The sequence below is a fragment of the Amycolatopsis plumensis genome (assembly GCF_042652605.1).
GTDB classification, from domain to species: domain Bacteria; phylum Actinomycetota; class Actinomycetes; order Mycobacteriales; family Pseudonocardiaceae; genus Amycolatopsis; species Amycolatopsis plumensis.
On record NZ_JBHSJY010000001.1, the window covers coordinates 7,565,035 to 7,590,694 of the forward strand.

General features: G+C 72.6%; 21 protein-coding genes. 14 read left to right on the top strand and 7 right to left on the bottom strand.

All coding sequences use genetic code 11. The features are described 5' to 3' along the window. The first annotated feature begins 1 nt into the window (after position 1). The 6 genes from ACFPLC_RS36485 to ACFPLC_RS36510 all read left to right on the top strand — a co-directional run bounded on the left by ACFPLC_RS36485 (position 2) and on the right by ACFPLC_RS36510 (position 9,677). Entirely contained in the window at positions 2–4,339 is a 4,338-nt protein-coding gene (locus ACFPLC_RS36485; protein WP_378192642.1) for a beta-ketoacyl synthase N-terminal-like domain-containing protein, read from the top strand. Next, positions 4,336–4,641: an acyl carrier protein gene (locus ACFPLC_RS36490; protein ID WP_378192643.1), complete on the top strand. Its 306-nt coding sequence runs from the start codon at positions 4,336–4,338 to the stop codon at positions 4,639–4,641. Before ACFPLC_RS36485 ends, ACFPLC_RS36490 begins: the two co-directional genes overlap by 4 nt. Continuing rightward, on the top strand, positions 4,638–5,444 hold the full coding sequence (locus tag ACFPLC_RS36495; protein WP_378192645.1) for an alpha/beta fold hydrolase: 807 nt from the start codon (positions 4,638–4,640) through the stop codon (positions 5,442–5,444). Before ACFPLC_RS36490 ends, ACFPLC_RS36495 begins: the two co-directional genes overlap by 4 nt. Continuing rightward, positions 5,444–6,610, top strand: a complete 1,167-nt coding sequence (locus ACFPLC_RS36500; protein ID WP_378192647.1) for a glycosyltransferase — start codon at positions 5,444–5,446, stop codon at positions 6,608–6,610. Before ACFPLC_RS36495 ends, ACFPLC_RS36500 begins: the two co-directional genes overlap by 1 nt. A gap of 137 nt (positions 6,611–6,747) precedes the next feature. Continuing rightward, positions 6,748–7,584 (top strand): SDR family NAD(P)-dependent oxidoreductase, encoded by an 837-nt coding sequence (locus ACFPLC_RS36505; protein WP_378192649.1) that lies wholly within the window; start codon positions 6,748–6,750, stop codon positions 7,582–7,584. A gap of 62 nt (positions 7,585–7,646) precedes the next feature. Continuing rightward, positions 7,647–9,677 (top strand): DHA2 family efflux MFS transporter permease subunit, encoded by a 2,031-nt coding sequence (locus ACFPLC_RS36510; RefSeq protein WP_378192651.1) that lies wholly within the window; start codon positions 7,647–7,649, stop codon positions 9,675–9,677. 30 nt (positions 9,678–9,707) lie between these two features. Here the strand turns inward: ACFPLC_RS36510 and ACFPLC_RS36515 are convergent, their stop codons facing one another. After that, entirely contained in the window at positions 9,708–10,544 is an 837-nt protein-coding gene (locus tag ACFPLC_RS36515) for a PHP domain-containing protein (protein WP_378192652.1), read from the bottom strand. Between the two features lie 40 nt (positions 10,545–10,584). Here ACFPLC_RS36515 and ligD point away from each other — a divergent pair, with 40 nt between their 5' ends. Then, positions 10,585–11,529, top strand: coding sequence for a non-homologous end-joining DNA ligase (ligD, locus tag ACFPLC_RS36520; protein WP_378192654.1), 945 nt, complete (start codon positions 10,585–10,587; stop codon positions 11,527–11,529). A gap of 69 nt (positions 11,530–11,598) precedes the next feature. On the opposite strand, the gene ACFPLC_RS36525 is transcribed toward ligD, so the two are convergent. Next, a complete protein-coding gene (locus tag ACFPLC_RS36525; protein WP_378192656.1) occupies positions 11,599–12,795 on the bottom strand; it encodes a thiolase family protein in 1,197 nt (398 codons plus the stop codon). Positions 12,796–12,925: 130 nt separating this feature from the next. Between ACFPLC_RS36525 and ACFPLC_RS36530 the strand changes: the two genes are divergently transcribed. The 5 genes from ACFPLC_RS36530 (at position 12,926) to ACFPLC_RS36550 (ending at position 21,057) form a co-directional block, all read left to right on the top strand. Beyond that, positions 12,926–13,363 carry a winged helix-turn-helix transcriptional regulator gene (locus tag ACFPLC_RS36530; RefSeq protein ID WP_191305981.1) on the top strand — a complete coding sequence of 146 codons (438 nt, stop codon included), beginning with the start codon at positions 12,926–12,928 and terminating at the stop codon, positions 13,361–13,363. Positions 13,364–13,554: 191 nt separating this feature from the next. Then, the gene (locus ACFPLC_RS36535) at positions 13,555–17,130 is read left to right on the top strand and encodes a discoidin domain-containing protein (RefSeq protein WP_378192658.1); all 3,576 of its coding nucleotides are present in this window, start codon (positions 13,555–13,557) and stop codon (positions 17,128–17,130) included. Positions 17,131–17,186: 56 nt separating this feature from the next. Then, positions 17,187–17,975: an SDR family oxidoreductase gene (locus tag ACFPLC_RS36540; RefSeq protein WP_378192659.1), complete on the top strand. Its 789-nt coding sequence runs from the start codon at positions 17,187–17,189 to the stop codon at positions 17,973–17,975. Positions 17,976–18,047: 72 nt separating this feature from the next. Next, positions 18,048–20,351, top strand: coding sequence for a glycosyl hydrolase family 95 catalytic domain-containing protein (locus ACFPLC_RS36545; protein ID WP_378192661.1), 2,304 nt, complete (start codon positions 18,048–18,050; stop codon positions 20,349–20,351). Between the two features lie 37 nt (positions 20,352–20,388). Then, positions 20,389–21,057, top strand: a complete 669-nt coding sequence (locus ACFPLC_RS36550) for an HAD family hydrolase (protein WP_378192663.1) — start codon at positions 20,389–20,391, stop codon at positions 21,055–21,057. A 6-nt stretch (positions 21,058–21,063) separates the two neighbouring features. Here ACFPLC_RS36550 and ACFPLC_RS36555 read toward each other — a convergent pair whose 3' ends face one another. Next, on the bottom strand, positions 21,064–21,225 hold the full coding sequence (locus ACFPLC_RS36555; RefSeq protein ID WP_191305986.1) for a hypothetical protein: 162 nt from the start codon (positions 21,223–21,225) through the stop codon (positions 21,064–21,066). Positions 21,226–21,377: 152 nt separating this feature from the next. Here ACFPLC_RS36555 and ACFPLC_RS36560 point away from each other — a divergent pair, with 152 nt between their 5' ends. Then, positions 21,378–21,596 carry a hypothetical protein gene (locus ACFPLC_RS36560; protein ID WP_378192665.1) on the top strand — a complete coding sequence of 73 codons (219 nt, stop codon included), beginning with the start codon at positions 21,378–21,380 and terminating at the stop codon, positions 21,594–21,596. Between the two features lie 66 nt (positions 21,597–21,662). Here ACFPLC_RS36560 and ACFPLC_RS36565 read toward each other — a convergent pair whose 3' ends face one another. Next, a complete protein-coding gene (locus tag ACFPLC_RS36565) occupies positions 21,663–22,838 on the bottom strand; it encodes a CaiB/BaiF CoA transferase family protein (RefSeq protein ID WP_378192666.1) in 1,176 nt (391 codons plus the stop codon). Between the two features lie 127 nt (positions 22,839–22,965). On the opposite strand from ACFPLC_RS36565, the gene ACFPLC_RS36570 reads away from it, so the two are divergent. Continuing rightward, positions 22,966–23,889 (top strand): LacI family DNA-binding transcriptional regulator, encoded by a 924-nt coding sequence (locus ACFPLC_RS36570; protein WP_378192668.1) that lies wholly within the window; start codon positions 22,966–22,968, stop codon positions 23,887–23,889. Here ACFPLC_RS36570 and ACFPLC_RS36575 read toward each other — a convergent pair. From ACFPLC_RS36575 to ACFPLC_RS36585, 3 genes are all read right to left on the bottom strand, one after another. Then, positions 23,868–24,476 carry an HAD family acid phosphatase gene (locus tag ACFPLC_RS36575; RefSeq protein ID WP_378236056.1) on the bottom strand — a complete coding sequence of 203 codons (609 nt, stop codon included), beginning with the start codon at positions 24,474–24,476 and terminating at the stop codon, positions 23,868–23,870. The two genes, ACFPLC_RS36570 and ACFPLC_RS36575, sit on opposite strands and share 22 nt — an antisense overlap. An 88-nt stretch (positions 24,477–24,564) precedes the next feature. Then, positions 24,565–24,771, bottom strand: coding sequence for a hypothetical protein (locus ACFPLC_RS36580; protein WP_378236057.1), 207 nt, complete (start codon positions 24,769–24,771; stop codon positions 24,565–24,567). A 239-nt stretch (positions 24,772–25,010) separates the two neighbouring features. Further along, positions 25,011–25,592, bottom strand: a complete 582-nt coding sequence (locus ACFPLC_RS36585; RefSeq protein ID WP_378192672.1) for a dihydrofolate reductase family protein — start codon at positions 25,590–25,592, stop codon at positions 25,011–25,013. Between the last annotated feature and the right edge of the window lie 68 nt (positions 25,593–25,660).

Genomic DNA, 25,660 nt, shown 5'->3' on the forward strand with positions numbered 1-25,660 from the left:
CATGCGCGTCGCCAGCAGTGTTGCCATCGTCGGGATGTCGGTGCTGCTGCCCGGCGCCCCCGACCTGGCGAGCTACTGGCGCAACCTCGCCGGCGGCGTCGACGCGATCACCGAGGTCCCGCCCGGCAAGTGGGACCACGCGCACTACGCACCGGACGAGCAGCGCCGCGCCGACCGGCTCTACTGCCGGCGCGGCGGGTTCGTCGACGAACTGGCCGAAGTGGACGTCACCGGGTTCGGGATCATGCCGCACTCCGTGCCCGCCACCGAGCCCGACCAGCTGATCGCGCTGCGCGTCGCGGCGCAGGCCGTCGCCGACGCCGGTGGCCCTGACCGGCTGCCCGCCGACCGCGCGAAGGTCGGCGTGGTGCTCGGCCGCGGCGGCTACCTGACGCCCGGGCTGGTCCGCCTCGACCAGCGCGTCCGCACCGCGAGCCAGCTCGTCCGCACCCTCGGCGAACTGCTGCCGGACCTGGACGCCGACCGCCTCGACGCCGTCCGGCAAGCGTTCACCGACCAGCTCGGCCCGGAGGCACCCGAGTCGGCGATCGGGCTGGTGCCGAACCTGGCCGCCTCGCGGCTGGCGAACCGCCTCGACCTGCGTGGCCCGGCGTACACCGTGGACGCGGCGTGCGCGTCCTCGCTGATCGCCGTCGACCACGCCGTGCGGGAACTGGCCACCGGCCGGTGCGACGTCGTCCTCGCCGGCGGGGTGCACCACTGCCACGACATCACCTTCTGGAGCGTCTTCACCCAGCTCGGCGCGCTCTCGCCGTCCGAGCGGATCCGGCCGTTCCACCGCGACGCCGACGGCGTGCTGATCGGCGAAGGCACCGGCGTCGTCGTCCTCAAGCGGCTCGAAGACGCCCAGCGCGACGGCGACCGGGTGTACGCCGTGATCACCGGCACCGGCGTCGCCTCCGACGGGCGCACCGCGAGCCTGGCCAGCCCCGACTCCGGCGGCCAGGTCCGGGCCGTCCGCCAGGCGTGGGCCGCGGCGGGCCTCGACCCGGCCGCGCCGGACTCGATCGGCCTGCTGGAGGCGCACGGCACCGCGACCCCGGCGGGCGACGCGGCGGAACTCGCCACCCTCGCCGAGGTTTTCGGAACCCGGGGGAGCGCGGTACTCGGGTCGGTGAAGTCGATGATCGGCCACACGATGCCCGCGGCCGGGATCGCCGGGCTCGTGAAGGCGGCCCTGGCCGTGCACCACGGCGTTCTCCTGCCGACCCTGCACTGCGACGACCCGCACCCGGGTCTGGCGAGCACCCGTTTCTCCACTTTGGACACGGCCAGGCCGTGGGACGCGCCGGTGCGCCGCGCCGGGGTCAACGCCTTCGGTTTCGGGGGCATCAACGCCCACGTCGTGCTGGAACAGGCGCCCGGCCGGGCGAAGCCGGTCGTCGTGCGGGAGCCCGAACGCGTGCTGCGGCTCGCCGCGCCGACCGTCGACGCGCTGCGCGAAGCGTTCGACCGGCCCGGCCCGCCGGAAACCGGCGACGGCCCGGTCCGGCTGGGCATCGTCGACCCGACGGAGAAGCGGCTGGCCCTGGCCAGGAAGGCCCTCGCCCGGGGCCGGGCCTGGCGCGGGCGCAACGACGTCTGGTTCGCCGACCGCCCCCTGCTCGGGCCGGGCGGCGGCAAGATCGCGTTCCTCTTCCCCGGCCTCGAGTCGGAACTCACGCTCAACTGCGCCGACGTCGCCCGCCACTTCGGCCTGCCCTGGCAGCACGCCGACGTCGAAGTCGGCGACGTCGGGCGGCAGGGTGCCGCGGTGTTCGAGCTGGGCCGGCTGCTGCACGCCGCCCTCGGCCGGCTCGGTGTCACGCCGGACGCCGTCGCCGGGCACAGCCTGGGCGAATGGACGGCGATGGCCGTCGCCGGCGTCTACGCCGAAGCCGAGGTCGACGCCTTCCTCGCCGGGTTCGACCCGGACGCGCTCGTCGTCCCCGGGCTCGCCTTCGCCGCGGTCGGGGCGCCCGCGCCGCGGGTGCTCGAGGAGCTGGCCGGGCGCGCGGACGTCGTCCTCTCCCACGACAACTCCCCGAACCAGGCCATGATCTGCGGGCCGGAAGCGGCCGTCGGCGCGCTCGTGCAGCGGTTCCGGGACGCCGGGGTCGTGGCGCAGGTGCTGCCGTTCCGGTCCGGCTTCCACACCCCGATGCTGCGGCCGTACCTGGGCCCGATCCGCGAAGCGGCCGAGCGCTTCACGCTGCACCCGCCGGCCCTGCCGCTCTGGTCGGCGACGACGGTGTCGGAATACCCGTCGGCCGCGGCCGAGGTCCGCGACCTGTTCGTGCGGCACCTGCTGCAGCCGGTCCGGTTCCGCCCGCTCGTGCGGGCACTGCACGACGCCGGGTTCCGCGCGTTCGTCCAGCTCGGGGCCGGCCAGCTGGGCTCCCTGGTCGGCGACACCCTGCACGGCGAAGAACACCTCGTGGTGGCGGCGCACTCGGGGCAGCGTCCCGGGCTCGCGCAGCTGCGCCGGGTCGCGACCGCGCTGTGGGCCGACGGCTTCGACGTCGACTTCGCGCGCCTGCCCGGCGAGCGCCCGGCCGCCCCGAAGGCGGTCAAGCTCGACCTCGGCGGCCGCCTGATCTCCCTCGACGAACAGGTCCGCGCGCGGATCGCGCTGCCGGCCACCCGGAAGTCAGGCGTGGACGACCTGGCCGCGAAGGGGCCGCTCGCCGCGGAGTTCGCCGCCCTGCTGGCCGACACCGCCGAGCTGGCGTCCACTGTGCTCGCCGGCCGCCCCGAAACACCACTTCCCCGCGAAAGTGACGCCTCAGGAGGGCACTTTCACGTGAAAGTGCCCCCGCCGGGGGAGCTGGAGACGACGCTCACGGTGTCGCTGGAGGCGATGCCGTACCTGCTCGACCACTGCTTCTTCAAGCAGCCGCCGCAGGCCGACCCCGGCGACCGCTGGCCGGTCGTGCCGGCCACCACGGTGATCGACCACCTGATGCGGTTCGCCGAGCAGGCCGCACCCGGGCGGCACGCGGTCGCCGTGCACGACGTCCGGCTCAGCCAGTGGATCACCGCGGTGCCGTCGGTCACCGTGCCGGTGCGCGTCCGGCCACAGGGCGCCGACCGGGTGCACGCGGCCCTCACCGGCTACTCGCAGGCCGTCGTCGAACTCGCGCCGCAGTACCCGGCCGCCGCGCCGGCGCCGTGGCGGTTCCCGGCGTCGGCCGAGCAGGTACCGGAAACGACGGCGGCGCAGCTGTACGACGAGCGCTGGATGTTCCACGGCCCGCGCTTCCAGGGCGTCACCGAGCTGACCGCCGTCGGCGAACGCCACGTGCGGGCGGTGCTGACGACGCCGGACGCGCCGGGCGCGCTGCTCGACAACGTCGGCCAGGTGCTCGGCTACTGGATCATGTCCCGGCTGCCCGAGCGGACCACCGTCTTCCCGGTCGCGATGCGCGAAATCCGGTTCCACGGCCCGCACCCGGCGCCCGGCGAGCGCCTGGAGTGCCTGGTCCGGATCACCGCGCTGACCGACGAGTTCCTCGACGCCGACATGCAGCTGGTCCACCACGGCGCTGTCTGGGCCGAGTTCACCGGCTGGCGCGACCGGCGGTTCGACAGCACCGCGCACATCCGCCAGGCCGACCGCACCCCCGAGCGTTCGACGCTGTCGCACGAACAGCCGGGCGGCTGGGCGCTGGTGCACGAGCAGTGGCCGGACCTGGCCACCCGCGAGCTGATCATGCGCAACTACCTCGCCGGTCCCGAGCGCGAGGCCTACGACCGCCGTCCACCGCGGGGGCGGCGCCAGTGGCTGCTCGGCCGGATCGCGGCCAAGGACGCGGTCCGGCAGTTCCTCTGGGCCCGCGGCGAACCCGAGATGTTCCCGGCCGAGCTGCGCATCGGCAACGACGAGGGTGGCCGTCCGTTCGCGACCGGCGCCTACGGCCGGGAGCTGCCGCCGGTGACGGTTTCCGTCGCGCACCGCGCCGAAGCCGGGGTGGCGATCGCCCGCCACGGGCCGTGCGGCATCGACGTCGAAGAGGTCGCCCCGCGCTCGGAGTCCACTGTGGAGGCCGCGCTCGGGCCGGGCGAGCTGGCGCTGTTCGCGGGCCTGTCCGGCGATCCGGAGGTCTGGTTCGCCCGGTTCTGGACGGCGAAGGAGGCCGTGGCGAAGCTGCGCGGCACCGGCCTGCGTGGCGAACCCCGGGACTTCGAGGTCGTCGCGGCGGCCCCGGACGAGCTGACCGTCCGCGTCGCGGGCCGCGCGTACCGCGTGTGCTGTGCCGACGTCGAAAACCCGCCCGGTGCGCCGCCGCGCCGCTACGTCGTCGCCTGGACCGAAGAGACGAAGGAGACTGCCGGATGAGCATCGAGACCACGGCCGCGAACGAGGTGACCGTGCTCGCCCAGCTCAGCGAAATGCTGCGCGAGCTGCTCGAGGAGTACGGGCTCGACGACGCCGAAATCACCATGGAGACGACTTTCCACGACGACCTCGAGCTGGAGAGCGTCGACCTGGTGGCGCTGTCCGGGCAGCTGCGCGAGCACTACGGCGACCGCGTCAACTTCGCGACCTTCATCGCCGAGCGCGACCTGGAGGAGATCATCGCGCTGACCGTCGGCGAGCTCGTCCGGTACATCGTCGCCTCCCTGCGGGCGACGGCGTGAGCCGGATCCGCGCGGGCGAGCTGGACGTGCACGTCCAGCGGCTCACCCCGGACACGCCGCCGGACGGTGACGCGCCGATCGTGGTGTGCGTCCACGGCCTGCTCACCGACAGCCTGGCCAGCTACTACTTCACGCTCGGCCCTGCCTTCGCCGAACGCGGCCTCGACGTGCTGATGTACGACCTGCGGGGGCACGGACGGACCACGCGGCCCTCGTCCGGGTACCACCTGGAGCGGTTCGTCGACGACCTCGTCGCGGTCCTCGACGCGTGTGACGTCACCCGGCCGGTGCACGTCGTCGGCAACTCCTTCGGTGCGTCGGTGGCGTTCGGGCTGGCCGCCGCGCGGCCGGACCGGGTGGCGAGCGTGGTCGTGATCGAGGGCGAACCACCCACCGAGGAGTGGACCCGGCACATGGCCGACGGGCTCGCCGACGCCAAGACCCGGCTGGCGATCGACGAGGTCATCGGCTGGATCGCCGACAACCACGGCGCGCACACCGCGCGGCTGTCCAAGGCCGCGAACAAGATCCTGCAGACCACCACGATCGCCGAGGACATCCCGCGCAGCGCGACGATCGCGGCGGACCTCTCGGCGGTGCGCTGCCCGGTGTTCGCCATCTTCGGCGGCGACTCCGGGCTGGCGGCGCAGGTGCCGCACTTCCAGACGCAGCTGGCCGGCTGCCACTGCGTCGTGCTGCCCGACCAGGGACATTCGGTGCTGGTCGAGCGGACCGCGGAGGTCATCGACCTGATCGCCGACTGGGTTCGCGACACCGCGCGCACGCAGGCCCGGGTGCGGTAGTGGCCCGGTTCCTGTTCGTCGTCCCGCCGCTGGTCGGGCACGTCAACCCGGCCGTCGGCGTGGCGGCCGAGCTCACCGCGCGCGGCCACGAGGTCGCCTGGGCCGGCCACGGCGAACTGCTGTGGCAGCTGGCCGGCCCGGACGCGCTCGTGTTCTCCTGCGCCGTTCCGGACCTGGCCGTGCGCCCGGCCGCGCTGAAGGGACCGGCGGCGCTGCGGTTCCTTTGGCAGGACTTCCTCGTTCCCCTGGCCGACGCGATGGCTCCCGGCGTGGCCGCGGCGCTCGACGCCTTCGAGCCGCACGTCGTGGTCGCCGACCAGCAGGCCCTCGCCGGTGGCCTGCTCGCCGACGCCGCCGGCCTGCCGTGGGTCACCTCGGCGACGACGTCGGCCGAGCTCGTCGATCCCCTCGCCGGGATGCCGAAGGTCGGGGAGTGGGTCGGCGCGCTGCTCGACGGGTTGCGCGCGCGGATCGCCGGCGGCCGGGGCGCGGCGGACCCGCGGTTCTCGCCCCACGGCGTCCTCGCCTTCACCACCCGCGAACTGCTCGGCCCGGCCACGCTTCCGCCGTCCGTCCGGCTCGTCGGTCCCGCGCTCGGCGCACGGCCGTCCACGACGGACTTCCCGTGGGACTGGCTCGACCGGCCGCGCCCGACGGTGCTGGTCTCCCTCGGCACGGCGAACACGTCCGCGGGCGCCGGGTTCCTGGCGGCGACGGCCGAGGCGTTCGCCGGGTCGCCCGCGCGCGCGGTGATCGCCGACCCGGGCGGCGCGCTCGGTGACGTCCCGCCGAACGTCCTGGTGCGGCCGCAGGTCCCGCAGCTGCCGCTGCTGCCGCGAGTCGACGCGGTGCTGTGCCACGCCGGCCACAACACGGTCTGCGAAACGCTGTGGCACGGCCTGCCGCTGGTGGTCGCCCCGATCCGCGACGACCAGCCGATCGTGGCGGCCCAGGTGGTCGCGGCGGGCGCGGGCATCCGCCTGAGGTTCGGCCGCGCGGACGTCCCCCGCATCGCGGCGGCGATCGAGGAGGTCCTGACGGAACCGTCGTACCGACGCGCTGCCGAAGTGGTGGCGGCTTCGTTCCACTCGGCGGGCGGGAGTGCCGCGGCGGCGGGGCATCTGGAGCAGCTGGCGCTGGAAAGCCTGGCGCACCTGCGGACGTAGGTTCTGCCGGTCCCCAGGGGGAACCGGCGCAGTGATCGTGCAGGTGTACGCGCAGGAAGACGGTGCACTCGCCGGTGCGCAGCGCGCGGGATGACTTTGACGCGCAGCTGAGCCGATCCCGCGTCACACTGGAAACCATGGGCTTCCTGGACGGGCGGGCCGTGGTAATCACCGGTGCCGGACGCGGGCTGGGGCGGGCCTTCGCCCGGCACGCGGCCGCCAGTGGCGCCGCGGTGGTCGTCAACGACGTCGATGCCGGACCGGCCGGCGAGACGGTGGCCGCGATCGTGGCCGACGGCGGCACCGCCGTGGCGAGCGTCGGCTCGGTGGCCGACCCGGACTACGCCCGGGCGCTGATCAGCCTGTGCGGCAAGGAGTTCGGGGCGCTGGACGGGCTGGTCAACAACGCCGCCGTCGGTTACCACGCGGCGCCGTGGGAGGACGACGACGCCGAGCGGACCCGCGCGCTGGTCGAGACCAACGTGCTCGGCCCGTTCCACTGTGGCACCGCGGCCGCGAAAGTCATGTGTGCCCGGGGCCGTGGCGTCATCGTCAACGTCACGTCCGGGTCGATGATCGGGCAGCGCCGCGCCGCCGCGTACTCCGCGTCGAAGGGCGCGGTGGCCTCGATGACCTATTCGTGGGCGGGGGATCTGGCGGAGCACGGCGTGCGGGTCAACGCCGTCAGCCCGATCGCCTGGACCCGGCTGATGGCCGCCGACCCGAACGGCAACCGTGACGCGCCGCCGCCCGAACGGGTGGCGCCGCTGGTGACGTACCTGCTCAGCGACCTCTCGGCCGGCGTCACCGGGCAGGTGCTGCGGCTCGCCGACGGGCACCTGCACGCCGTCCGCCAGCCCGCGATCATCCGCCCCGTCCTGCACCGGGAGACCTGGACCGTGGAGGAGATCGCCGCGGCCGTCGACGGTGAGCTCCTCCTCGAATCGCCGCCGCGGGAACGCTGGACCCTTTGAGGGACAAGGACCACCGGAACGGGTGGCTATCCACAGTGGACGACGGCTACTAGCTTGGAGAGATGACGGCCACCGCGGAGGTCACCCCCGGCGCCGCGGGGCCGCCCGTCCTGAGCCGCGGCCGGGTCAACGCCGTGTTCGGGGCCGTGCTGCTCGGCATGCTGCTGGCGGCGCTGGACCAGACCATCGTCGGGACCGCCCTGCCCACCATCGTCGGCGACCTCGGCGGCGCCGGGCACCTGTCCTGGGTGGTCACGTCCTACCTGCTGGCCGAGACGATCATGACGGTCGTCGTCGGCAAGCTCGGCGACCTGTTCGGCCGCAAGCTGATGTTCCAGCTGTCGGTGGTCGTGTTCGGCATCGGCTCGTTCTGCGCCGGCTTCGCCGACAGCATGGTGTGGCTGATCGTCTGGCGCGCGGTGCAGGGCCTCGGCGGCGGCGGGCTGATGGTCACCTCGACCGCGCTCATCGCCGACGTCGTCCCGCTGCGTGAACGCGGCAAGTACCAGGGCGTGCTCGGCTCGGTGTTCGGCGTGGTGACCGTGGCGGGCCCGATGCTCGGCGGCTTCTTCGTCGACCACCTGTCGTGGCGGTGGGCGTTCTACGTCAACATCCCGCTGGTCGTCGTGGTGCTGGCGGTGGCGTCTTCGGCGATGCCGAACGCCCGTGCGGCGGTCAAGCCGGTGATCGACTACCTCGGCATCCTGCTCATCGGCCTCGCCGCGACCGGCCTGACCCTGGTCACCAGCTGGGGCGGCACGCAGTACGCGTGGGGCTCGCCGGTGATCATCGGGATGGCGATCGGCTCGGTGGTGCTGCTGGCCGCGTTCGTCTTCGTCGAGCTGCGGGCGAAGGAACCCATGCTGCCGATGCGGCTGTTCCGCAACCCGGTGTTCACCGTCGGCGGGATCATGAGCTTCGTCGTCGGGTTCGCGATGCTGGGCGCGCTGTCCTACCTGCCGACGTACATGCAGTACGTCCAGGGCACTTCGGCGACGACGTCCGGGGTCCGGCTGCTGCCGATGGTGCTGGCGCTGCTGGTGGCGTCGATCGCCGCGGGCAACGCGGTGAGCCGGACCGGGCGCTACAAGATCTTCCCCCTGCTGGGGGCGGCGGGCATGACGATCGGGCTGTACCTGCTTTCCCGGCTGGACACCGATACCGGGTTCTGGGAGGCGTCGGCGTACATGGCCGTGCTGGGCCTCGGCATCGGGCTCGGCATGCAAGTGCTCACCATCGCGGTGCAGAACACGGTCGACTACGCCGACCTCGGGGTCGCGACCTCGGGCGTGACGTTCCTGCGGTCCATCGGCAGCTCGTTCGGGGCGGCGATCTTCGGCACGGTGTACGCGAACCAGCTGACGCCCAAGCTGGCGGCGCTTCCGGTGCCGCCGGGGGTGGACCCGCGGGCGCTGCAGGTGCCGACGGCGTTGCACGCGCTGCCTTCGTCGGTGTCGGCGCCGGTGATCCGCGCGTACAGCGACTCGCTGCACGTGGTGTTCCTCGCGGCGGCGCCGGTCGGGTTGGTGGCGCTGGTCCTGGCGTTCTTCCTGAAGGAGGTCCCGCTGCGCGACACGGCCCGCGCGGCGGCCCCGGACCTCGGCGACGGCTTCGCGATGCCGGAGGCGCGCACCGACGACCGCGAGCTGGAACGCGCGGTGGCGACGCTGTTCTTCCGCGAGCGCCGGAAGGTGGCACCGGCGATCATCGAGCGCGCCGGTGGGGACCTCGACGAGGGCGGGATCTGGTGCCTGCTGCAGGTCCACCTGCGGGAACGCCGCGGGTCGCCGGCCACGCTGCGGGAGATCGGTTCGTCCTTCGGCGTGCCCGCGCAGGTCCTGGAGCCGGCGTTCAACCGGCTGGAGCTGACGGGCCACCTGAGGTACACCCGCGACGGCTGGGTGCTGACGGCCGCGGGCCGCGAGGAGTTCGAGAAGGTGGTCCGCGCCTGGCACGACTGGCTGGCCGACCGCCTCGGCGACTGGGGGGCGGCCAACCGCCCCGAGCTGGACGCGGCGATCGGCCGGGTCGCGGCCCGGTTGATGGACCAGAGCGCGGAGTCTCGCACCTCCGGCCGCCACGCCCTGGCCTGAACCATGACCCTGGGGCGGGTGCCGCGAGCGTCAGCGGCGCCAGAAGTCGTGCGGGGTGCGGCCAGGACGGAAGCCGCAGGACTCCACCAAGGCCGCTGCCTCCTCGAAGCCGTGGCCGACCAGGCCCGGCTCGTGGGCGTCGCTGCCAAACGCCACCGCCTCGCCGCCCACCTCGAACCACCACCGGATCACCTCGCCCGGCAGCGGGACCTTCGTGTTCACCTCGAGCGCCCGGCCGCTCGCCCGCAACGCACGCAGCACCGTCCGGAACTCCTCCTCGAACTCCGCCGCCACGAACGGCGGACCCTCGCCGGGCCACGAGCGCACCGCGTAGTCGATGTGGGCCAGCACCGCGAAGTCCGCCGTCGACTCGACCAGGCCGAGCACCTCGCCGAGGTAGGCCCGCAGCAGCTCGTCCGGCGGCCGGTCCGAAACCAGCGTCACCTCGTGGTGGTGCTCGCCGCCCGGCAGGGAGTGCACCGAGCCGAGTACGCGGTCGAAGTCGTGGGCGGCCAGCAGCGCGTCGGCGCGCGGGCGGTGCCAGTGCGGCTCGCTCAGCTCCACGCCCGACAGGATCCGCAGCTCCGGAAACCGCGCCCGGCAGTCCTCGATGCACGCCAGGTACCCCGCGACGTCCAGCTCCGGTGCCTCCAGGACGCCGTCCGGACGCAGCCGCACCCGGAAGTGGTCCGGCAGCAGCGGGCGCACCGGCTCCGGCACCAGCCACGGCGTCAAGTCCGCGTGCTCGGTGAACGCCACGGACGGCAGGCCCAGCTCGACGGCCCGCTCGCACGACCCGCGCATGGAGCCGGTGATCGTGTCCCAGGACCATTCGGTGTGGACGTGCCCGTCCGTCGGGAGGCTCACCAGGCCACCGTAGCGGCGTTTTTGGGTTAGCGTCTGTCCCATGGCGTCCAAGGCTGTGGAACTGGAAGTCGGCCCGCACACCGTGCGGATCTCCAGCCCGGACCGGGTCTACTTCCCGGCCCGCGGCGAGACCAAGCTCGACCTGGTCAACTACTACCTGTCAGTGGGCGACGGGATCGTCAACGCCCTGCGGGAACGGCCCTGCATGCTGCACCGGTTCCCGTCCGGGGTGGCCGGGGAGAAGGTGCACCAGAAGCGGGTGCCGAACGGTGCGCCGCCTTGGCTGGAGACCGTCCGGGTCACCTTCCCGCGCTACAACCGGCACGCCGACGAGCTGTGTGTCACCGAGCTCGCGCACGTGGCCTGGGCGGTGCAGATGTCCACTGTGGAGTTCCATCCGTGGAACTCGCGGCGGGCCGACACCGAGAAGCCGGACGAGTGGCGGATCGACCTCGATCCGATGCCTGACTGCGGTTACGACCGGGTCCGGCGGGTTGCGCACGTGGCCCACGAGATCCTCGACGAGCTCGGCGCGGTCGGCTGGCCGAAGACCTCCGGTGGGCGTGGCCTGCACATCTACGTCCGGATCGAACCGCGGTGGGGGTTCGCCGACGTCCGGCGGGCTGCGCTGGCCTTCGCGCACGAGGTTGAACGGCGAGCCCCGGATGACGTCACCACGACCTGGTGGCGGAAGGATCGGGATCCGCGGCTGCTCTTCGTCGACTACAACCAGAACGCGCGGGATCACACGATCGCCAGTGCTTACTCGGTGCGGGGGAATCCGGAAGGGACGGTGTCGACGCCGATTCGGTGGTCGGAGATCGACGACGCCGAGCCAGGGGACTTCACCATTGCCACGGTTCCGGCCCGGTTCGCCGAGCTCGGTGACTTGCACGCCGGGATCGACAAGGCGGTGTTCTCGATCGAGCCGCTGCTCGAGTGGGCCGAGCGGGACGGGGTCGAGGAGCCGCCTGATCCGGAGTGACGTCTCCGGCGACACAGGCGCTCGTGAGTGGTAAGGCGGGTTCTAACCCGCCTTACCACTCACGAGACGTCAGTCCAGGCGCTCGATGATCGTCGCGTTGGCCAGGCCGCCTGCTTCGCACATCGTCTGGAGGCCGTAGCGGCCGCCCGTCTGCTCCAGGACCGAGAGCAGCGTGGTGGCCAGCCTGGCCCCGCTGCCGCCCAGGGGATGGCCGAGGGCGATTGCGCCGCCGTTGACGTTCACCTTGGCCGGGTCGGCGCCGATCTCGTGCTGCCAGGCCAGCACCACGCTGGCAAATGCCTCGTTGACCTCGAACGCGTCGATGTCCGACACGTCCAGGCCCGCCTTGGCCAGGACCTTGCGCGTGGCCGGGATGATCCCGGTCAGCATCAACAGGGGGTCGTCGCCCGCGACCGCGAAACGGTGGATCCGGGCTCGTGGCTTCAGGCCCAGGTCCGCCGCCGTCTCGCTGCTGGTGATGAGCAACGCCGCCGCGCCGTCGTTGATCGGGGACGAGTTGCCGGCCGTGATGTGCCAGCCCAGCTCCGGGAAGCGCTGTTCCCAGACGTCTGCGCGGAAGGCCGGCTTCAGCCCGGCGAGGATCTCCGGGGTGGTGCCCGGCCGGACCGTCTCGTCGGTCGTGACCTCACGCAGGGTTCCGTCGGGGCCGGGCGCCTTGAGGGGTGCCACCTCGCCCGCGAACCTGCCGTCCGCCCACGCCTTCGCCGCCCGCTGGTGGCTTTCCGCGGAGAACTCGTCCAGCTGCGTCCGGCTGAAGCCCCACTTCGCGGCGATCAGCTCCGCGCTGATGCCCTGGGGCACCAAGCCGTCCGGGTAGCGCGCGGCGACCTGGGGGCCGAACGGGTCACGGCCGGCCACCTGGCTGCCCATCGGGACCCGGCTCATCGAATCGACGCCGGAGGCGATCACGACGTCGTACGCGCCGGCGATGACTCCCTGCGCGGCGAAGTGGATGGCTTGCTGGCTGCTGCCGCACTGGCGGTCGACCGTCACCGCGGGCACCGACTCCGGCAGCCCGGCGGCGAGCGCCGCCCAGCGGGCGGTGTTCATGCTCTGCTCGCCGATCTGGCCGACCGCGCCGCTGATCACGTCGTCGATCCGGGCCGGGTCGAGGCCCGTCCGGTCGACGAGCGATCGCAGAGCGTGGGCGTGCAGGTCGACCGGGTGCACCCCGGCGAGGGTGCCGTTCGGCTTGCCCTTGCCGATCGGGGTCCGTACCGCGTTGACGATCACCGCGTCCGTCATGGCGTCTGCCTCCTCGCAGATCGGGATGTCTTCGGTATACGCCCAGCGGGTTGGAAACCACAACTCACCTGTTCGGCACGTCACACCCGGTTGACGTGCTAGGTTGGATTTTCAATCCCGTGGAGGTGGCATGGTCCGGCGTGGTCGCGAGTGCTCGGTCGCCGAGGCGCTGGAGGTCGTCGGCGAGCGGTGGAGCCTCCTGGCGCTGCGCGAGATCATGCTGGGGGAGCGGCGGTTCAACCAGATCGCCGAGAACACCGGAGCCAGCCGGGACATCCTGGCCGTCCGGCTGCGCAAGCTCGTCGACGCAGGCGTCCTCGAGAAGGTCCAGTACGAGGCCCACCCGCCGCGCCACGAGTACCACCCGACCGAAGCCGGCCGCGCGCTGCAGCCGATCCTGCTCGGCCTGATGGCCTGGGGTGACAAGTACGTCCACCAGGGCGAACCGCCGACCCTGTGGCGCCACGCCTGCGGCGAAGTCCTCGAACCGGCCACGGTCTGCGCCCACTGCGGCGACCCGGTCGACGCCCCGGGCACCCGCGCAATCCGGCTCGGCGCCGTGCACTGACCTCACCCCCGGAAAGGCCTCCTCGCCCCGCGCGAGGAGGCCTTTTCCGTACCCGGCCGTTGACTTGTGGCCGCCGTCACTGTAACTCTTGAACGAATCAGCGCAAGAACCTGACAGGTGACCGGCAGATCACAGCAGCTGTCAGGAAGATTTCGGTTCGTCTCCCTCCTCCCCGGATCAGAGGACCCCTCATGAGAACGAAGCGAGTGTTGTCACCCGCGGCGGCCTTCGCCGCCTTGTCCCTGCTCCTCGCCGCGCCCGCCGCTCCGGCGAGCGCGGCCGCGGTGCCCGTGCAGGCCGCCGCTCAAGCTGCCTCCGCCACCTACACCGCAAGCAGCCAGCTCGCCGGGTATCCCGCCGCCAACGTGGGCGACGGCAACCAGGCCACCTACTGGGAAAGCGCGAACAACCAGTTCCCGCAGTGGATCCAGGCCGACCTCGGCGTGCCGACGGACGTCGCGCAGCTCGTACTCAAGCTGCCGGCCGCGAACTGGGGCGCCCGCACCGAGACCTTCAGCGTCCAGGGCAGCAGCGACGGGACCACCTTCACCGACCTGAAGCCCTCAGCCGGGTACGTGTTCGACCCAGCCAAGGCGAACACGGTCACCGTGGACGTCACCGGCAAACCGCGGTTCGTGCGGCTGAACGTCTCGGCCAACACGGGCTGGCCCGCCGCGCAGCTGTCGGAGTTCGAGGTGCACGGCCCCGCCGGCGGCGACACCCAGCCGCCGTCCGCGCCCGGCAACCTCGCCTACACCCAGCCCACGAGCGGCCAGATCCGGCTGACCTGGTCGGCTTCGACGGACAACACCGGTGTCGCCGGTTACGACGTCTACGCGAACAACCAGCTTCGCGGCAGTGTCGCCGGGAACGTCCTGACCTACACCGACAGCCAGCCCGACGGCACGACCGTCTCCTACTTCGTCCGGGCGAAGGACGCCGCGGGCAACCAGTCGGCCGACAGCAACTCCGTGACCCGCACCGGCACCCAGGCCGGGACGAACCTCGCGCTGGGCAAGCCGATCACGGCGTCCTCGACGGAGTGGACGTACGTGGCGGCCAACGCCAACGACGACTCCCTGGCCACGTACTGGGAAGGCGGCGGCGGGACGTACCCGAACCTGCTGACCGTCGCCCTCGGCGCGAACGCCGACCTGAACCAGGTGGTCGTCAAGCTCAACCCCGACCCGGCGTGGGGCCCGCGGACCCAGACGATCGCCGTCGAAGGCCGCGAGCAGAGCGCGTCCGCCTTCACCACCCTGTCCGCCGCGCAGACCTACAGCTTCAGCCCCGCGACCGGCAACGCCGTGACCATCCCGCTCGGCGGCCGCGCCGCCGACGTCCGCCTGCGCGTCACCGCCAACTCCGGCGCGGGCGGCGGGCAGGCCGCGGAGTTCCAGGTCTTCGGCGTCCCCGCGCCCAATCCCGACCTGACGATCTCGGGTGTGTCCTGGTCGCCGCAGAACCCGGTGGAGACCGACGCGATCACCGCGTCGGCGACCGTCCGCAACGCCGGGACGGCGGCTTCCGGCGCGACGAACGTCAACCTCTACCTGGGGACGACCAAGGTCGGGACCGCGAACGTCGGCGCGCTCGCCGCCGGGGCGTCGACGACCGTGTCGGCGAACATCGGCACCCGGGACGCGGGCAGCTACCAGCTGACGGCCAAGGTCGACGAGGCCAACGCCGTCCTCGAGCAGAACGAGGCCAACAACTCCTACACGAGCGCGTCGGCCCTGGTCGTCAGCCCGGTGCCGAGCTCCGACCTCGTCGCCGCGACGGCGTGGTCGCCCGGCAACCCGTCCGCAGGCAACACCGTCACCTTCACCATGACCCTGCGCAACCAGGGGACCGTGACCAGTGCGGGCGGCACCCACGGCGTCACGGTGACGATCACCGACCAGAACGGCACCGTCGTCAAGACGCTGACCGGCAGCTACACCGGAGCCATCGCGGCGGGCGCGACCGCGGCGCCGGTGACCGTCGGCACCTGGACCGCGGCGAACGGCCGGTACACGGTCAAGACGGTCGTGGCGAACGACGCGAACGAGCTGCCCGTCAAGCAGGCCAACAACACCAGCACCCAGTCGCTCTTCGCCGGCCGCGGCGCGAACATGCCCTACGACATGTACGAAGCCGAGGACGGCGTGCTCGCCGGCGGGGCGGCCGTGGTCGGCCCCAACCGCACGATCGGCGACCTCGCGGGCGAGGCGTCGGGCCGCAAGGCCGTGACGCTGAACTCGACCGGCTCGTCGGTGGAGTTCACCACCCGCGCCTCGACGAACACCCTGGTCACGCGGTTCTCCATCCCGGACTCCGCGGGCGGCGGCGGGATCAACTCGACGCTGAACGTCTACGTCGACGGCACGTTCCTCAAGGCGATCGACCTGACCTCGCACTACGCGTGGCTCTACGGCGCCGAAACCGGCCCGGGCAACGCCCCGGGCGCCGGACCGCGCCACATCTACGACGAGGCGAGCACCCTGCTCGGCACGACCGTGCCCGCCGGGCACCGGATCAAGCTGCAGAAGGACGCGGCGAACACGACGAACTACGCGATCGACTTCGTCAACTTCGAGCAGGCGACCGCGGTCACGAACCCGGACCCGGCGCACTTCGCCGTGCCCACCGGGTTCACCCAGCAGGACGTGCAGAACGCCCTCGACAGGGTCCGGCAGGACAGCGCCCTCACCGGCGTCTACCTGCCGGCCGGGACCTACTCCCTGTCGAGCAAGCTGAACGTCTACGGCAAGGCCGTCACCGTCACCGGTGCCGGGCCGTGGTTCACGAAGTTTTCCGCGCCCGCGGGCCAGGAGAACACCGACATCGGCATCGACGTCCAGGCGAGTGCGAACGGCTCGACGTTCAGCGGGTTCGCCGTGTTCGGCAACTACACCTCCCGCATCGACGGCCCCGGCAAGGTGTTCAACCTGACGAACGTCGCGAACCTGACGATCGACAACATCTGGGTCGAGCACCAGGTGGTCATGGTCTGGGGCACCAACGTGGACAACACCACGATCAAGAACTCCCGGATCCGCGACACCTTCGCCGACGGCGTCAACCTGACGAACGGGAGCACCGGCAACCACGTCACCAACATCGAAGCCCGGTCCACCGGCGACGACAGCTTCGCGCTGTTCGCCGCCACGGACCTCAACCCGGGCAACCAGTACGACAACGTGTTCGAGAACCTGACCGCGCTCACCCCCTGGCGAGCGGCCGGGCTGGCGGTGTACGGGGGGTACAACAACACCTTCCGGAACCTCTACATCGCGGACACGCTGACCTACTCGGCGATCACGATCAGCTCGCTCGACTTCGGCTACCCGTTCCTCGGGTTCGGGCCGCAGCCGACGACGGTCCAGAACGCCTCCCTGGTCCGGGACGGCGGCCACTTCTGGGGCCAGCAGACGTTCCCGGCGCTCTGGCTGTTCTCCGCGTCCAAGGAGTTCCGCGGCATCCGGGTGTCCGATGTGGACATCCAGAGCCCGACCTACAGCGGCATCATGTTCCAGACCAAGTACAACGGCGGGCCGGAGCACCCGGTCGAGGACACCGTGCTGACGAACGTGTCGATCACCGGCGCCCACCGCAGCGGGGACGCCTTCGACGCCAAGTCCGGGATCGGCATCTGGGCCAACGAGCTGCCGGAACCGGGCCAGGGCCCGGCCGTCGGCTCGGCGACCTTCATCGGGCTGACGTTGAGCGACAACGACGAGGACATCCGCAACCGGACGACCACGTTTACCATCAACCGCAACTGAGAACACCGTGTGGTGCCCGCCGGGAACCGTTTCCCGGCGGGCACCGCCGTGCCAGGATGGCGCCGGAGGTGGTCGACGTGCGGATCCTGGTCACCGGCGGCACCGGGCAGCTCGGCTCGGCGGTCGTGGCGCGGCTGCGGCCAGCGGGTGCGGAGGTCCGGGTGCTGAGCCGCCGGGCCGCCCCGGACGTCGTCCGCGGCGACCTGCGGACCGGGCGGGGCATCGACAGCGCCGTCGCCGGGGTGGACGCGGTCGTCCACTGCGCCACCGACTACTTCGGCCGGGAAGCGCAGCTCGCGCGCACGCTGATCGAGGCGGCGCGGTGGGCGAGCGCGCCGCACCTCGTCTACGTCTCGATCGTCGGGGTCGACCGCGTCCCGCTGGGCTACTACCGGGCCAAGCACGAGACCGAGGAGCTGTTCGCCGGCTCGGGCCTGCCGTACACGATCCAGCGGGCGACCCAGTTCCACGGCCTGGTCCGCGCGCTGCTGGCGGGTGCGTCCCGGCTGCCCGTGGTGCCGGTTCCGCGGATCTCGTTCCAGCCCGTCGACGTCCGGGACGTCGCCCGCCGCCTCGCCGAGCACGCACTGGACGACCCGGCCGGGCGGGCACCCGACTTCGGCGGCCCGGAGATCCTCACCGCGACCGAGCTGGCCCAAGCCGTCGGCGAGGCGGCCGGGCGGCACCGGCGGATCGTGCCGCTGAAGGTGCCGGGGGAGACGTTCCGGGCCTACGCCGACGGCGGGCACCTGACCCCGGAACACCGCGAAGGCGAAATCACGTTCCGCGACTACCTGGCCGGGCGAGTCGATCACGGGGAGCGGGACCATCCCGGCGATTCTTGACCGCCGGCCCGGATAGGTCATATGTTTGGCGGGCTTCGCGGCCGTTTTCCGCCCTCGCCGAACGGATGACCCATGCCCGAACTGCCATTCCCGCCGTCGCGGCGGTCCTTCCTCAAACTCGGTGGCGCGGTCGGCGCCGGCGTGGCGCTGGGCGGCCTCCGTCCCTTTGCTGCCAACGCCGACGTCGTCCGCCCGGCCGGTGAGGACCTCGTTCCCGAGTCCCGGGCCACGACGCTGTGGTACCCGTCGCCCGCGAACGAGGGCAAGATCATCGAGCAGGGCCTGCCGATCGGCAATGGTCGGATCGGCGCCCTCGTCGGCGGTGATCCGGCGGCCGACTTCCTCTACCTCGCCGACGCGTCGCTGTGGACCGGCGGCGCCAACGACGTCCTCCAGGACGACGGCCAGTTCCCCTACGACACGGAGAAGTTCGGCACGCTCGGCCTGCTCGCCAAGCTGCGCATCGCGGTCCCGGCGCACACGGGTGTCACGGACTACCGGCGCACGCTCGACCTGAGCAACGGCCTGGTCGTGCTCACCTACCGGCACCAGGGCGTGCAGTACCGCCGCGAGTACTTCGCCAGTCACCCGGACGATGTCGTGGTGGTCCGGCTCAGCGGCGGACCCGTCACCGGCTCGGTGACGCTGGAACCGACCCGCGGCGAGCCCGCCGCCGGCGCGGGGGCGTTCACCGGCACCTTCGCCAACGGCCTGAAGTACGCCTGCACGGTGACCACGACCGGCTTCAGCGGCTCTGACGTCGTCATCGTGTTCAGCGGCGGCACCAACTACGTGCCCGACGCCGCCCGGAAGTTCCTCGACGCGTCCCTCGACCCCCTGGCCCTGGCGAAGCGGAAAGCAGCCGCGGCGCTGGCCGCCGGTGCGCGCGCCCTGCGGGCGACCCACGTCGCCGACTACCGGCGGCTCTACGACCGGATGAGCGTGGACCTCGGCCAGTCGCCGCCGGCGAAGCGAGCCCTGGACACGTGGGCGCGGCTGGTCGCCCGCCACGACGAGCCCGGCGTGCCCGACCCGGAGCTGGAGGCGAGCTATCTGCAGTTCGGGCGCTACCTGACGATCACCGGCTCGCGCGACGGCCTGCCGATGGGGCTGCAGGGCCTGTGGCAGAACACCAACACGCCGGACTGGATGAGCGACTACCACACCGACATCAACCTGCAGATGAACTACTGGCTGGCCGACCGCGCGGCGCTGCCCGAGAGCTTCACTGCCTTGGCCGATTACTGCCTCGCGCAGCTTCCGGTGTGGACCGACAGCACGAACCGGCTGTTCAACGACCCGAGGAACCGCTTCCGCAACACGAGCGGGAAGGTCGCCGGCTGGGCGGTCGCGTTTTCCACCAACATCTACGGCGGCTCCGGCTGGTGGTGGCACCCCGGCGGCAACGCCTGGCTGTGCAACTCGCTGTGGGACCACTACGCCCACACCCAGGACAAGGCGTACCTCGCGCGGATCTACCCGCTGCTCAAGGGCGCGGCCGAGTTCTGGGACGCGCGGCTGCTCCCGATGACCGTCGACGGCCGCGAGGTGCTCGTCGACGACCACGACTGGTCACCCGAGCACGGCCCACAGGACGCCCGCGGGATCACCTACGCCCAGGAGATCGTCTGGGACTTGTTCGAGCACTACCGCGAGGCCGCCGCGGTCCTGGGCCGGGACCGCGCGTACGGCGACCGGATCGCCGGGCTGCAGAAGAAGCTGTACCTGCCGGAGGTGAGCCCGTCGACCGGCTGGCTCGAGGAGTGGATGTCGCCGGACAACCTCGGCGAGACCACCCACCGGCACCTGTCACCGCTGATCGGCTTCTTCCCGGGCGACCGCATCGCGGCCGACACGGCCCCGCGCGAGCTGCTCGACGGCGTCCGGGCGCTGCTGGTCGCGCGCGGGATGGACAGCTACGGCTGGGCCACCGCCTGGCGGTCGGCGTGCTGGGCGCGGCTCAAGGACGCCGACCGCGCGTACCGGCTCCTGCTCACCGTGCTGCGTCCGTCGGTGGACAACGGCAACGGCACCGCGCCCAACTTCTTCGACATGTACAGCCAGGGCAGCTACACGATCTTCCAGATCGACGCGAACCTCGGGGCGCCGGCCGCGATGCTCGAAATGCTCGTCCACTCGCGGCCCGGGGTGCTGGAACTGCTGCCCGCGCTGCCCTCGGCGTGGGCCGCGTCGGGCCGGGTGACCGGGATCGGCGCCCGGGGCGGGTTCGAGATCGACCTGGCCTGGCGCGAGGGGAAGGTCACCCGGGCGGTGATCCGCAGCGTCGGCGGCACCCGGCTCGAGGTGCGCGCCGGGACGTGGCGGCGGACGATCACCCTGCGGCCCGGGGCGTCGGTCACGGTCCGGCCGGGCTGAGCCGCGGCGCCCTGGCCGACGCGAGGAAGGGGAGGGAATGATCCGCTGGGCGACGTTCGACTGCTTCGGCACGCTGGTGGACTGGCGCCACGGCATCGCCACCGGGCTCGAGCTGCTGTTCCCGGGCCGCGGCGCGGAGCTGCTGGAGGTCTACCACGGAATCGAGCCGCAGGTGCAGGCCGAGCTGCCGGTGCGGCGATACCGGGAGGTGCTCGCCGAGTCCGTGCGCCGGACCGCGGCCGAGGCCGGGCTGGAGCTGGTGCCGGACGACGCGTCCGTGCTCGGGACCGGGCTGCCGTACTGGCCGGTGTTCCCGGACACCCGGCCGGCGCTGGCCGCGCTGCGGGAAGCGGGCTGGCGGCTCGCGCTGCTGACCAACTGCGACCGGGACCTCATCGGGGAGACCCAGCGGCGGCTCGCGGTGCCGATCGACGCGATCGTGACCGCGGAGGACGTCGGGGAGTACAAGCCGGGCCACGGCCCCTTCCGGCGGTTCGCGGCCTCCTTCGACGCCACGGCCGGGAACTGGGTGCACGTCGCGCAGAGCCACTTCCACGACATGGTTCCCGCCCGGGCGCTGGGCATCCCGCGCGTGTGGGTCAACCGGCACGCCGACCCGGCGGACCCGGCGGTGGCGGACGCGGTCCTGCCCGGCCTGGACGGCCTGACCGAGACGGTCGAGCGGGTGCACGCCGGGGGCGGCTGACCGCCGTCACGGGTGACGCACCTCGACCCGGCGGTGCGGGAACAACGCGGCCCGCAGCGCCTTCCACGGGTGCGAAGCCGGCCGCTCCCGCACCACCGGCACCGGCCGGGGGCCGGCCCGGTACGCCATCTCCACCTGCACCCAGTCGTGGATCCAATCGCCTCGCATGGGGTGCTCCTTTCGTCGTGGAGCCCACGTTCGTCCTGAGGGGCCGGCGGCCGCATCGGGTGATCACGCAGTCCGGCGCCGGCGGACCCCTTACCCGCTATCGTGGCCGGGTGGTTCGGTGAGGGGTCGCTCTCGTCGACACCGCACGTCGGGTGGAACGCGCCGCCGAGCCGGCCGCGGTGCCCTCGGTGCGGCGGCCGGCGTTCGGGAGGCGTGGACCTGGCGGCCTCGCTCAGGTGGCGCCGGAGGACCGGGAGCCGTTCGCCTACGCGCGTTCGCGGCTGGTGATCGCGTCGGCGGCGGCCCCGCCGGTGGACGGCGTCACCACGGACCTCCACGACTCCGCGCGGCTTTCGGAGGACCTCCGATAAGGCGTTCTACGAACGGCTGGGCTTCGCCGAGACCGGCCGCCCGCGCGAACACAAGATCGCCCTCCGCTACACCGCACCCTGACGGCGCAGCGTCTCCGCGTCGAAGCCGAACTCCGCCAGCACCGCGTCGGTGTGCTCGCCCAGTGCCGGGACCGCGTCCATCCGCGGCGCGCGGCCGGGGACGGTGATCGGCGGCAGCGTGGCCCTGACCGGCCCGGCCGGCGTCGCGACCTCCGCGAACCGGTCGCGGGCGGTGAGCTGGGGGTGGGCGAGGACCTCCGGCAGGGCGCGGCGGCGGGCGTGCGCGATGCGGCCCGCCGTCAGCCGGGCCTCCAGTTCGGTGCCCGTGAGGTTCGCGAAGATCCGCTCGATCTCGCCTTCGAGCGCCTCGCGGTTCGCCACGCGCGCGCTGCCCGTGGCGAACCGCGGGTCGGTGATCCAGTCCGGGCGGACGACCGCGTGCTCGCAGAACGCCGCCCACTCGCGGTCGTTCTGCACCGCCAGCACCACTTCGGTCCCGTCGCCCGCGCGGAACGTGCCGTAGGGGGCGATCGCGGCGTGGCTGGTGCCCGTCCGCGGCGGCGGTGTCCCGCCGTACCCGGCGTAGTACAACGGAAAGCCCATCCATTCGATCAGCGCATCGAAGAGGCTGACCTCGAGTTCGGTGCCCTGCCCGGTGCGCTCGCGGTCGTACAGCGCGGACAGGATGCCGGAGAACGCGTACATCCCGGCACCGATGTCCGCGGCCGGGATGCCGCTCTTGGCCGGCTCCGCCGCGGACCCGGTGACCGACACCAGCCCGGCTTCGGACTGGATGAGCAGGTCGTAGGCCTTCGCGTCGCGATACGGCCCGGTCGAGCCGTAGCCCGAGACCGAGCACGTGATCAGCCGCGGCCGCGTCGCGCGCAGGGCGGCCGCGCCCAGCCCGAGCCGGTCCGCGACGCCGGGGGCGAAGTTCTGCACGAACACGTCGGCGCGGTCCAGCAGCGCGGCCATGACGCCGGCCGCCGCGTCGCTCTTGAGGTCGAGCGTGACGCTCTCCTTCGACCGGTTCAGCCAGACGAAGTGACTGGAGAGACCGTGCACGGTTTCGTCGTAGGCGCGGGCGAAGTCGCCGCTGCCCGGCCGCTCGATCTTGAGCACCCGGGCCCCGAGGTCGGCCAGGTGCCGGGTGGCCAGCGGCGCCGCGACCGCCTGTTCGCACGACACGACGGTGACGCCGTCGAGGGGCAAGGAGCGCATGGCGGCATCCTGCCACCCGGTACGGCCGGGCCGGATCCGCGGGAGTTTCGGGCAAAGCCGTTGACGCGTTCCGAAGCGGGCTTGCACTCTGAATCGATCAGCTGACCCCGGCGAGCGAGGTACCCCGATGGGCAGGGTCCGGCAGACCGACATCGCGCGCGTGGCCGGGGTTTCGCAGGCCACGGTGTCGGTCGTGCTGGGCGGCAACCGCACCGGGGTCCGGCTTGCGGAGTCGACGCGGCTGCGCGTGCTGAAGGCGGCGGAGCAGCTCGGTTACGCCGACCCGCTGGTGAAACGGCCGTCGCACACCGGCCTCTTCGGCATCCGCGCCGCCACCCCGGCGTTCGAGGCGCACCCGGCGATCCTGGCCGGCATCGAGGCCGAGGCCGCCGCGCTCGGCAAGGACCTGATCGTGTTCACCACGGCCGGCCGCACCCGGCTCGCCGACGGCTGCCTGTTCCTCGGTGGGCCCGTCCCCGCCGAGCTGCTCGCCACCGGGTTCCCGATCGTCCACATCGGACTCCGTCCGGAGCTCGGCGACCGCGTGCTCTCCGTGGACGCGGATTATGCGTCGGCGTCCGCCGAAGTGGCCGCCCGGCTCCGCCAGGCGGGGCACCGGCGGATCCGTTACCTGCGCGAGTCCGGCGACACGCCGGCGGCGCGGGAGCGCGAGCGTGGGCTCGGCGGTGCTCCCGGCTCGGTGGTGCGTACCGACGGCACCGGCCTCGCGACGGCGATCCGCGGCTGGCTCGCCGAAGGCGTGACCGCGCTGGTGGTCGACGAGGCGGTGTCCGTCCCGGCGCAGCGAGCCCTGCACGCGGCGGCGGTGTCGGTTCCCGGCGACCTCTCCCTGGCGGTTCTCGGCCGCCCGCCGTCCGCTCCGGAGGTCAGCGGGTTCGAGGTGCCCCGGCACGCGCTCGGGCGCGAGGCGGTGCGCCTGCTGGCCACCGTCGTGGCGACGGGGGCAGGTGAGCACCGGCTGCTCACCTGCCCGCCGGTGGCCGGGTCGACGATCGCGCCGGTGAACCGTCAGGACAGCGCGCCGTCGTAGTCGGGCAGCTTGAAGGTCCGCTCGGCGTGCCCGCCGTCGAGGTCGGTCACGTTGTTGCCGATGTTCGCGACGATGGTGTATCCGGCCTGCTCGATGGCGGCCCGGGCCTTGGTCTTGTTGGTCTGGACCGGGTCGAAGTTGAACAGGGGACGCAGGGAGAGCCCGTCGTTCGGGTAGCCGACCGCCTTCAGGTTCCCTTCGGTCGGCCACCGGATCACTTCGGTGCGGTCGCTGACGAAGAAGACCGCGGCGCCCTTGGCCTTGGCGAGCCGGGCGAGCGCCAGGACCGGCTGGACCGCGGGGGTGGTGAACCCGCCGTGGTAGTAGGTCTCCAGGCTGGTGTTGTCGATGTCGAGCACGATCGCGTTCTTTCCGCCCGGGCCGGCGAGCCGCTGGGTGAGGTAGTCGGCGGCCGGCGTGGTGACCGCGGTGACGTCGGCGATCCAGGTGGCGTAGGACGGCGCGGCGGCCGCCACGGCGGCCGGTGTGGCGACGGGGCGGGCATCGGCGGTGCCGGCGCTCCCGAGCAGCACGAGGACGGCGGAGGCGGTGCCGGCCACGGCGAGGCGGGCTTTCGAGGGTGACATGGCTGACAGTCCACCAGCCGGCGGGACGGGAACGTACCGGCAAGTAGCCGAATTTGTTTCATGTTCGGCGGCGACCCGCGACCAGCGATCAGCGTCGGCGAGTGCGGCGTCCGGACGGATTGTTCGCCGCTCGGGGGCGCCGGGGTGGAGCGGGGGAGGGCTCGGGGTCGACGGCGGGGGCCGACGGGTACGCCGGCTGGAGGAACAGGCCTCCGTACCGGTTGTCCTCGGGCGCGGTGAGCGTGCCGGGCCGGGGTTCCTCGACGACCGGGTGACTGAACAGTGCAGTGTCCACTGTGGAAGTGATGATCGGGTCCTTTCACGGCCGCCACCGGTGGTGGGTGGCTCGGCCCAGTGCCCCGGCCGGGCGTGTCCGCGGTGAGCGACGAGACAACAGATCGGCCGGACGGGGATCGAGGACGGCGCAGGATCGACCACTTGCGCTCGAAAAGCCCTCGGATACCACTCAGCGTACACCACGGACGGTGCCGGGGCCGGACGTCGGCTTGACCGTCGCCCGGCCCCGCGCCACAGCTACCGCCGGCCGAGTTCGTACGTCAGCAGGGCCAGGGCGGTCCCGACGCCGCGCGTGCCGATCAGCCGCGCCGGCTTCACCCCGCTCGTCGCCGGGAAGAGCCGTTCGCCCGCGCCGACCACGAACGGGTACGTCATCAGCCGCAGCTCGTCGGCGAGGTCGTGCTCGATCAGTGTGTGGACGAGCCGGCTGCTGCCGTACACGACGATTTCGCCGCTCACCTCCTCCTTCAGCTTCGCGACCTCCTCGACGACATCGCCGGCCAGGACCGTCGGCTCGCCCCAGCCGCCACCTTCGACGGCGGAGGAGGAGACGACGTACTTCGGCAGGCTGCGCAACCGGTCGGCCCACTCGCCGGTGCGGGTGGCCCACCCCCGCCCGAGGAAGTACGCGTGCGTCCGGCGGCCCATGAGCAGCGCCGCGGCACCCAGTGCCTCTTCGTGTTCGACCCGCGCCCACGCGGCGCGGTCCGCATCGCCGATCCAGGTGAACCAGCTGCCGCGGCCCGACCCCTCCTCGCCGGTCGGGTCCTGGACGACGCCGTCGAGGGTTACGTTCTCGCTGATGATGAGTTTTCCCATGCCGGGACCGACGCCGGGGCACCCGGAAAGGGGGCGGCGCCCCTTTCGGGCCGCCGACGGCGTCCGTA

Bases quoted from the DNA above. Each gene is read 5' to 3' on its own strand.
- ACFPLC_RS36570 (WP_378192668.1), top strand. From the start codon at position 22,966: ATGGGCAGGGTCCGGCAGACCGACATCGCGCGCGTGGCCGGGGTTTCG.
- ACFPLC_RS36510 (WP_378192651.1), top strand. From the start codon at position 7,647: ATGACGGCCACCGCGGAGGTCACCCCCGGCGCCGCGGGGCCGCCCGTC.
- ligD (WP_378192654.1), top strand. From the start codon at position 10,585: ATGGCGTCCAAGGCTGTGGAACTGGAAGTCGGCCCGCACACCGTGCGG.
- ACFPLC_RS36530 (WP_191305981.1), top strand. From the start codon at position 12,926: ATGGTCCGGCGTGGTCGCGAGTGCTCGGTCGCCGAGGCGCTGGAGGTC.
- ACFPLC_RS36535 (WP_378192658.1), top strand. From the start codon at position 13,555: ATGAGAACGAAGCGAGTGTTGTCACCCGCGGCGGCCTTCGCCGCCTTG.
- ACFPLC_RS36565 (WP_378192666.1), bottom strand. From the start codon at position 22,838: ATGCGCTCCTTGCCCCTCGACGGCGTCACCGTCGTGTCGTGCGAACAG.
- ACFPLC_RS36490 (WP_378192643.1), top strand. From the start codon at position 4,336: ATGAGCATCGAGACCACGGCCGCGAACGAGGTGACCGTGCTCGCCCAG.
- ACFPLC_RS36575 (WP_378236056.1), bottom strand. From the start codon at position 24,476: ATGTCACCCTCGAAAGCCCGCCTCGCCGTGGCCGGCACCGCCTCCGCC.
- ACFPLC_RS36550 (WP_378192663.1), top strand. From the start codon at position 20,389: ATGATCCGCTGGGCGACGTTCGACTGCTTCGGCACGCTGGTGGACTGG.
- ACFPLC_RS36525 (WP_378192656.1), bottom strand. From the start codon at position 12,795: ATGACGGACGCGGTGATCGTCAACGCGGTACGGACCCCGATCGGCAAG.
- ACFPLC_RS36485 (WP_378192642.1), top strand. From the start codon at position 2: ATGCGCGTCGCCAGCAGTGTTGCCATCGTCGGGATGTCGGTGCTGCTG.
- ACFPLC_RS36555 (WP_191305986.1), bottom strand. From the start codon at position 21,225: ATGCGAGGCGATTGGATCCACGACTGGGTGCAGGTGGAGATGGCGTAC.
- ACFPLC_RS36540 (WP_378192659.1), top strand. From the start codon at position 17,187: ATGGCGCCGGAGGTGGTCGACGTGCGGATCCTGGTCACCGGCGGCACC.
- ACFPLC_RS36505 (WP_378192649.1), top strand. From the start codon at position 6,748: ATGGGCTTCCTGGACGGGCGGGCCGTGGTAATCACCGGTGCCGGACGC.
- ACFPLC_RS36545 (WP_378192661.1), top strand. From the start codon at position 18,048: ATGCCCGAACTGCCATTCCCGCCGTCGCGGCGGTCCTTCCTCAAACTC.
- ACFPLC_RS36585 (WP_378192672.1), bottom strand. From the start codon at position 25,592: ATGGGAAAACTCATCATCAGCGAGAACGTAACCCTCGACGGCGTCGTC.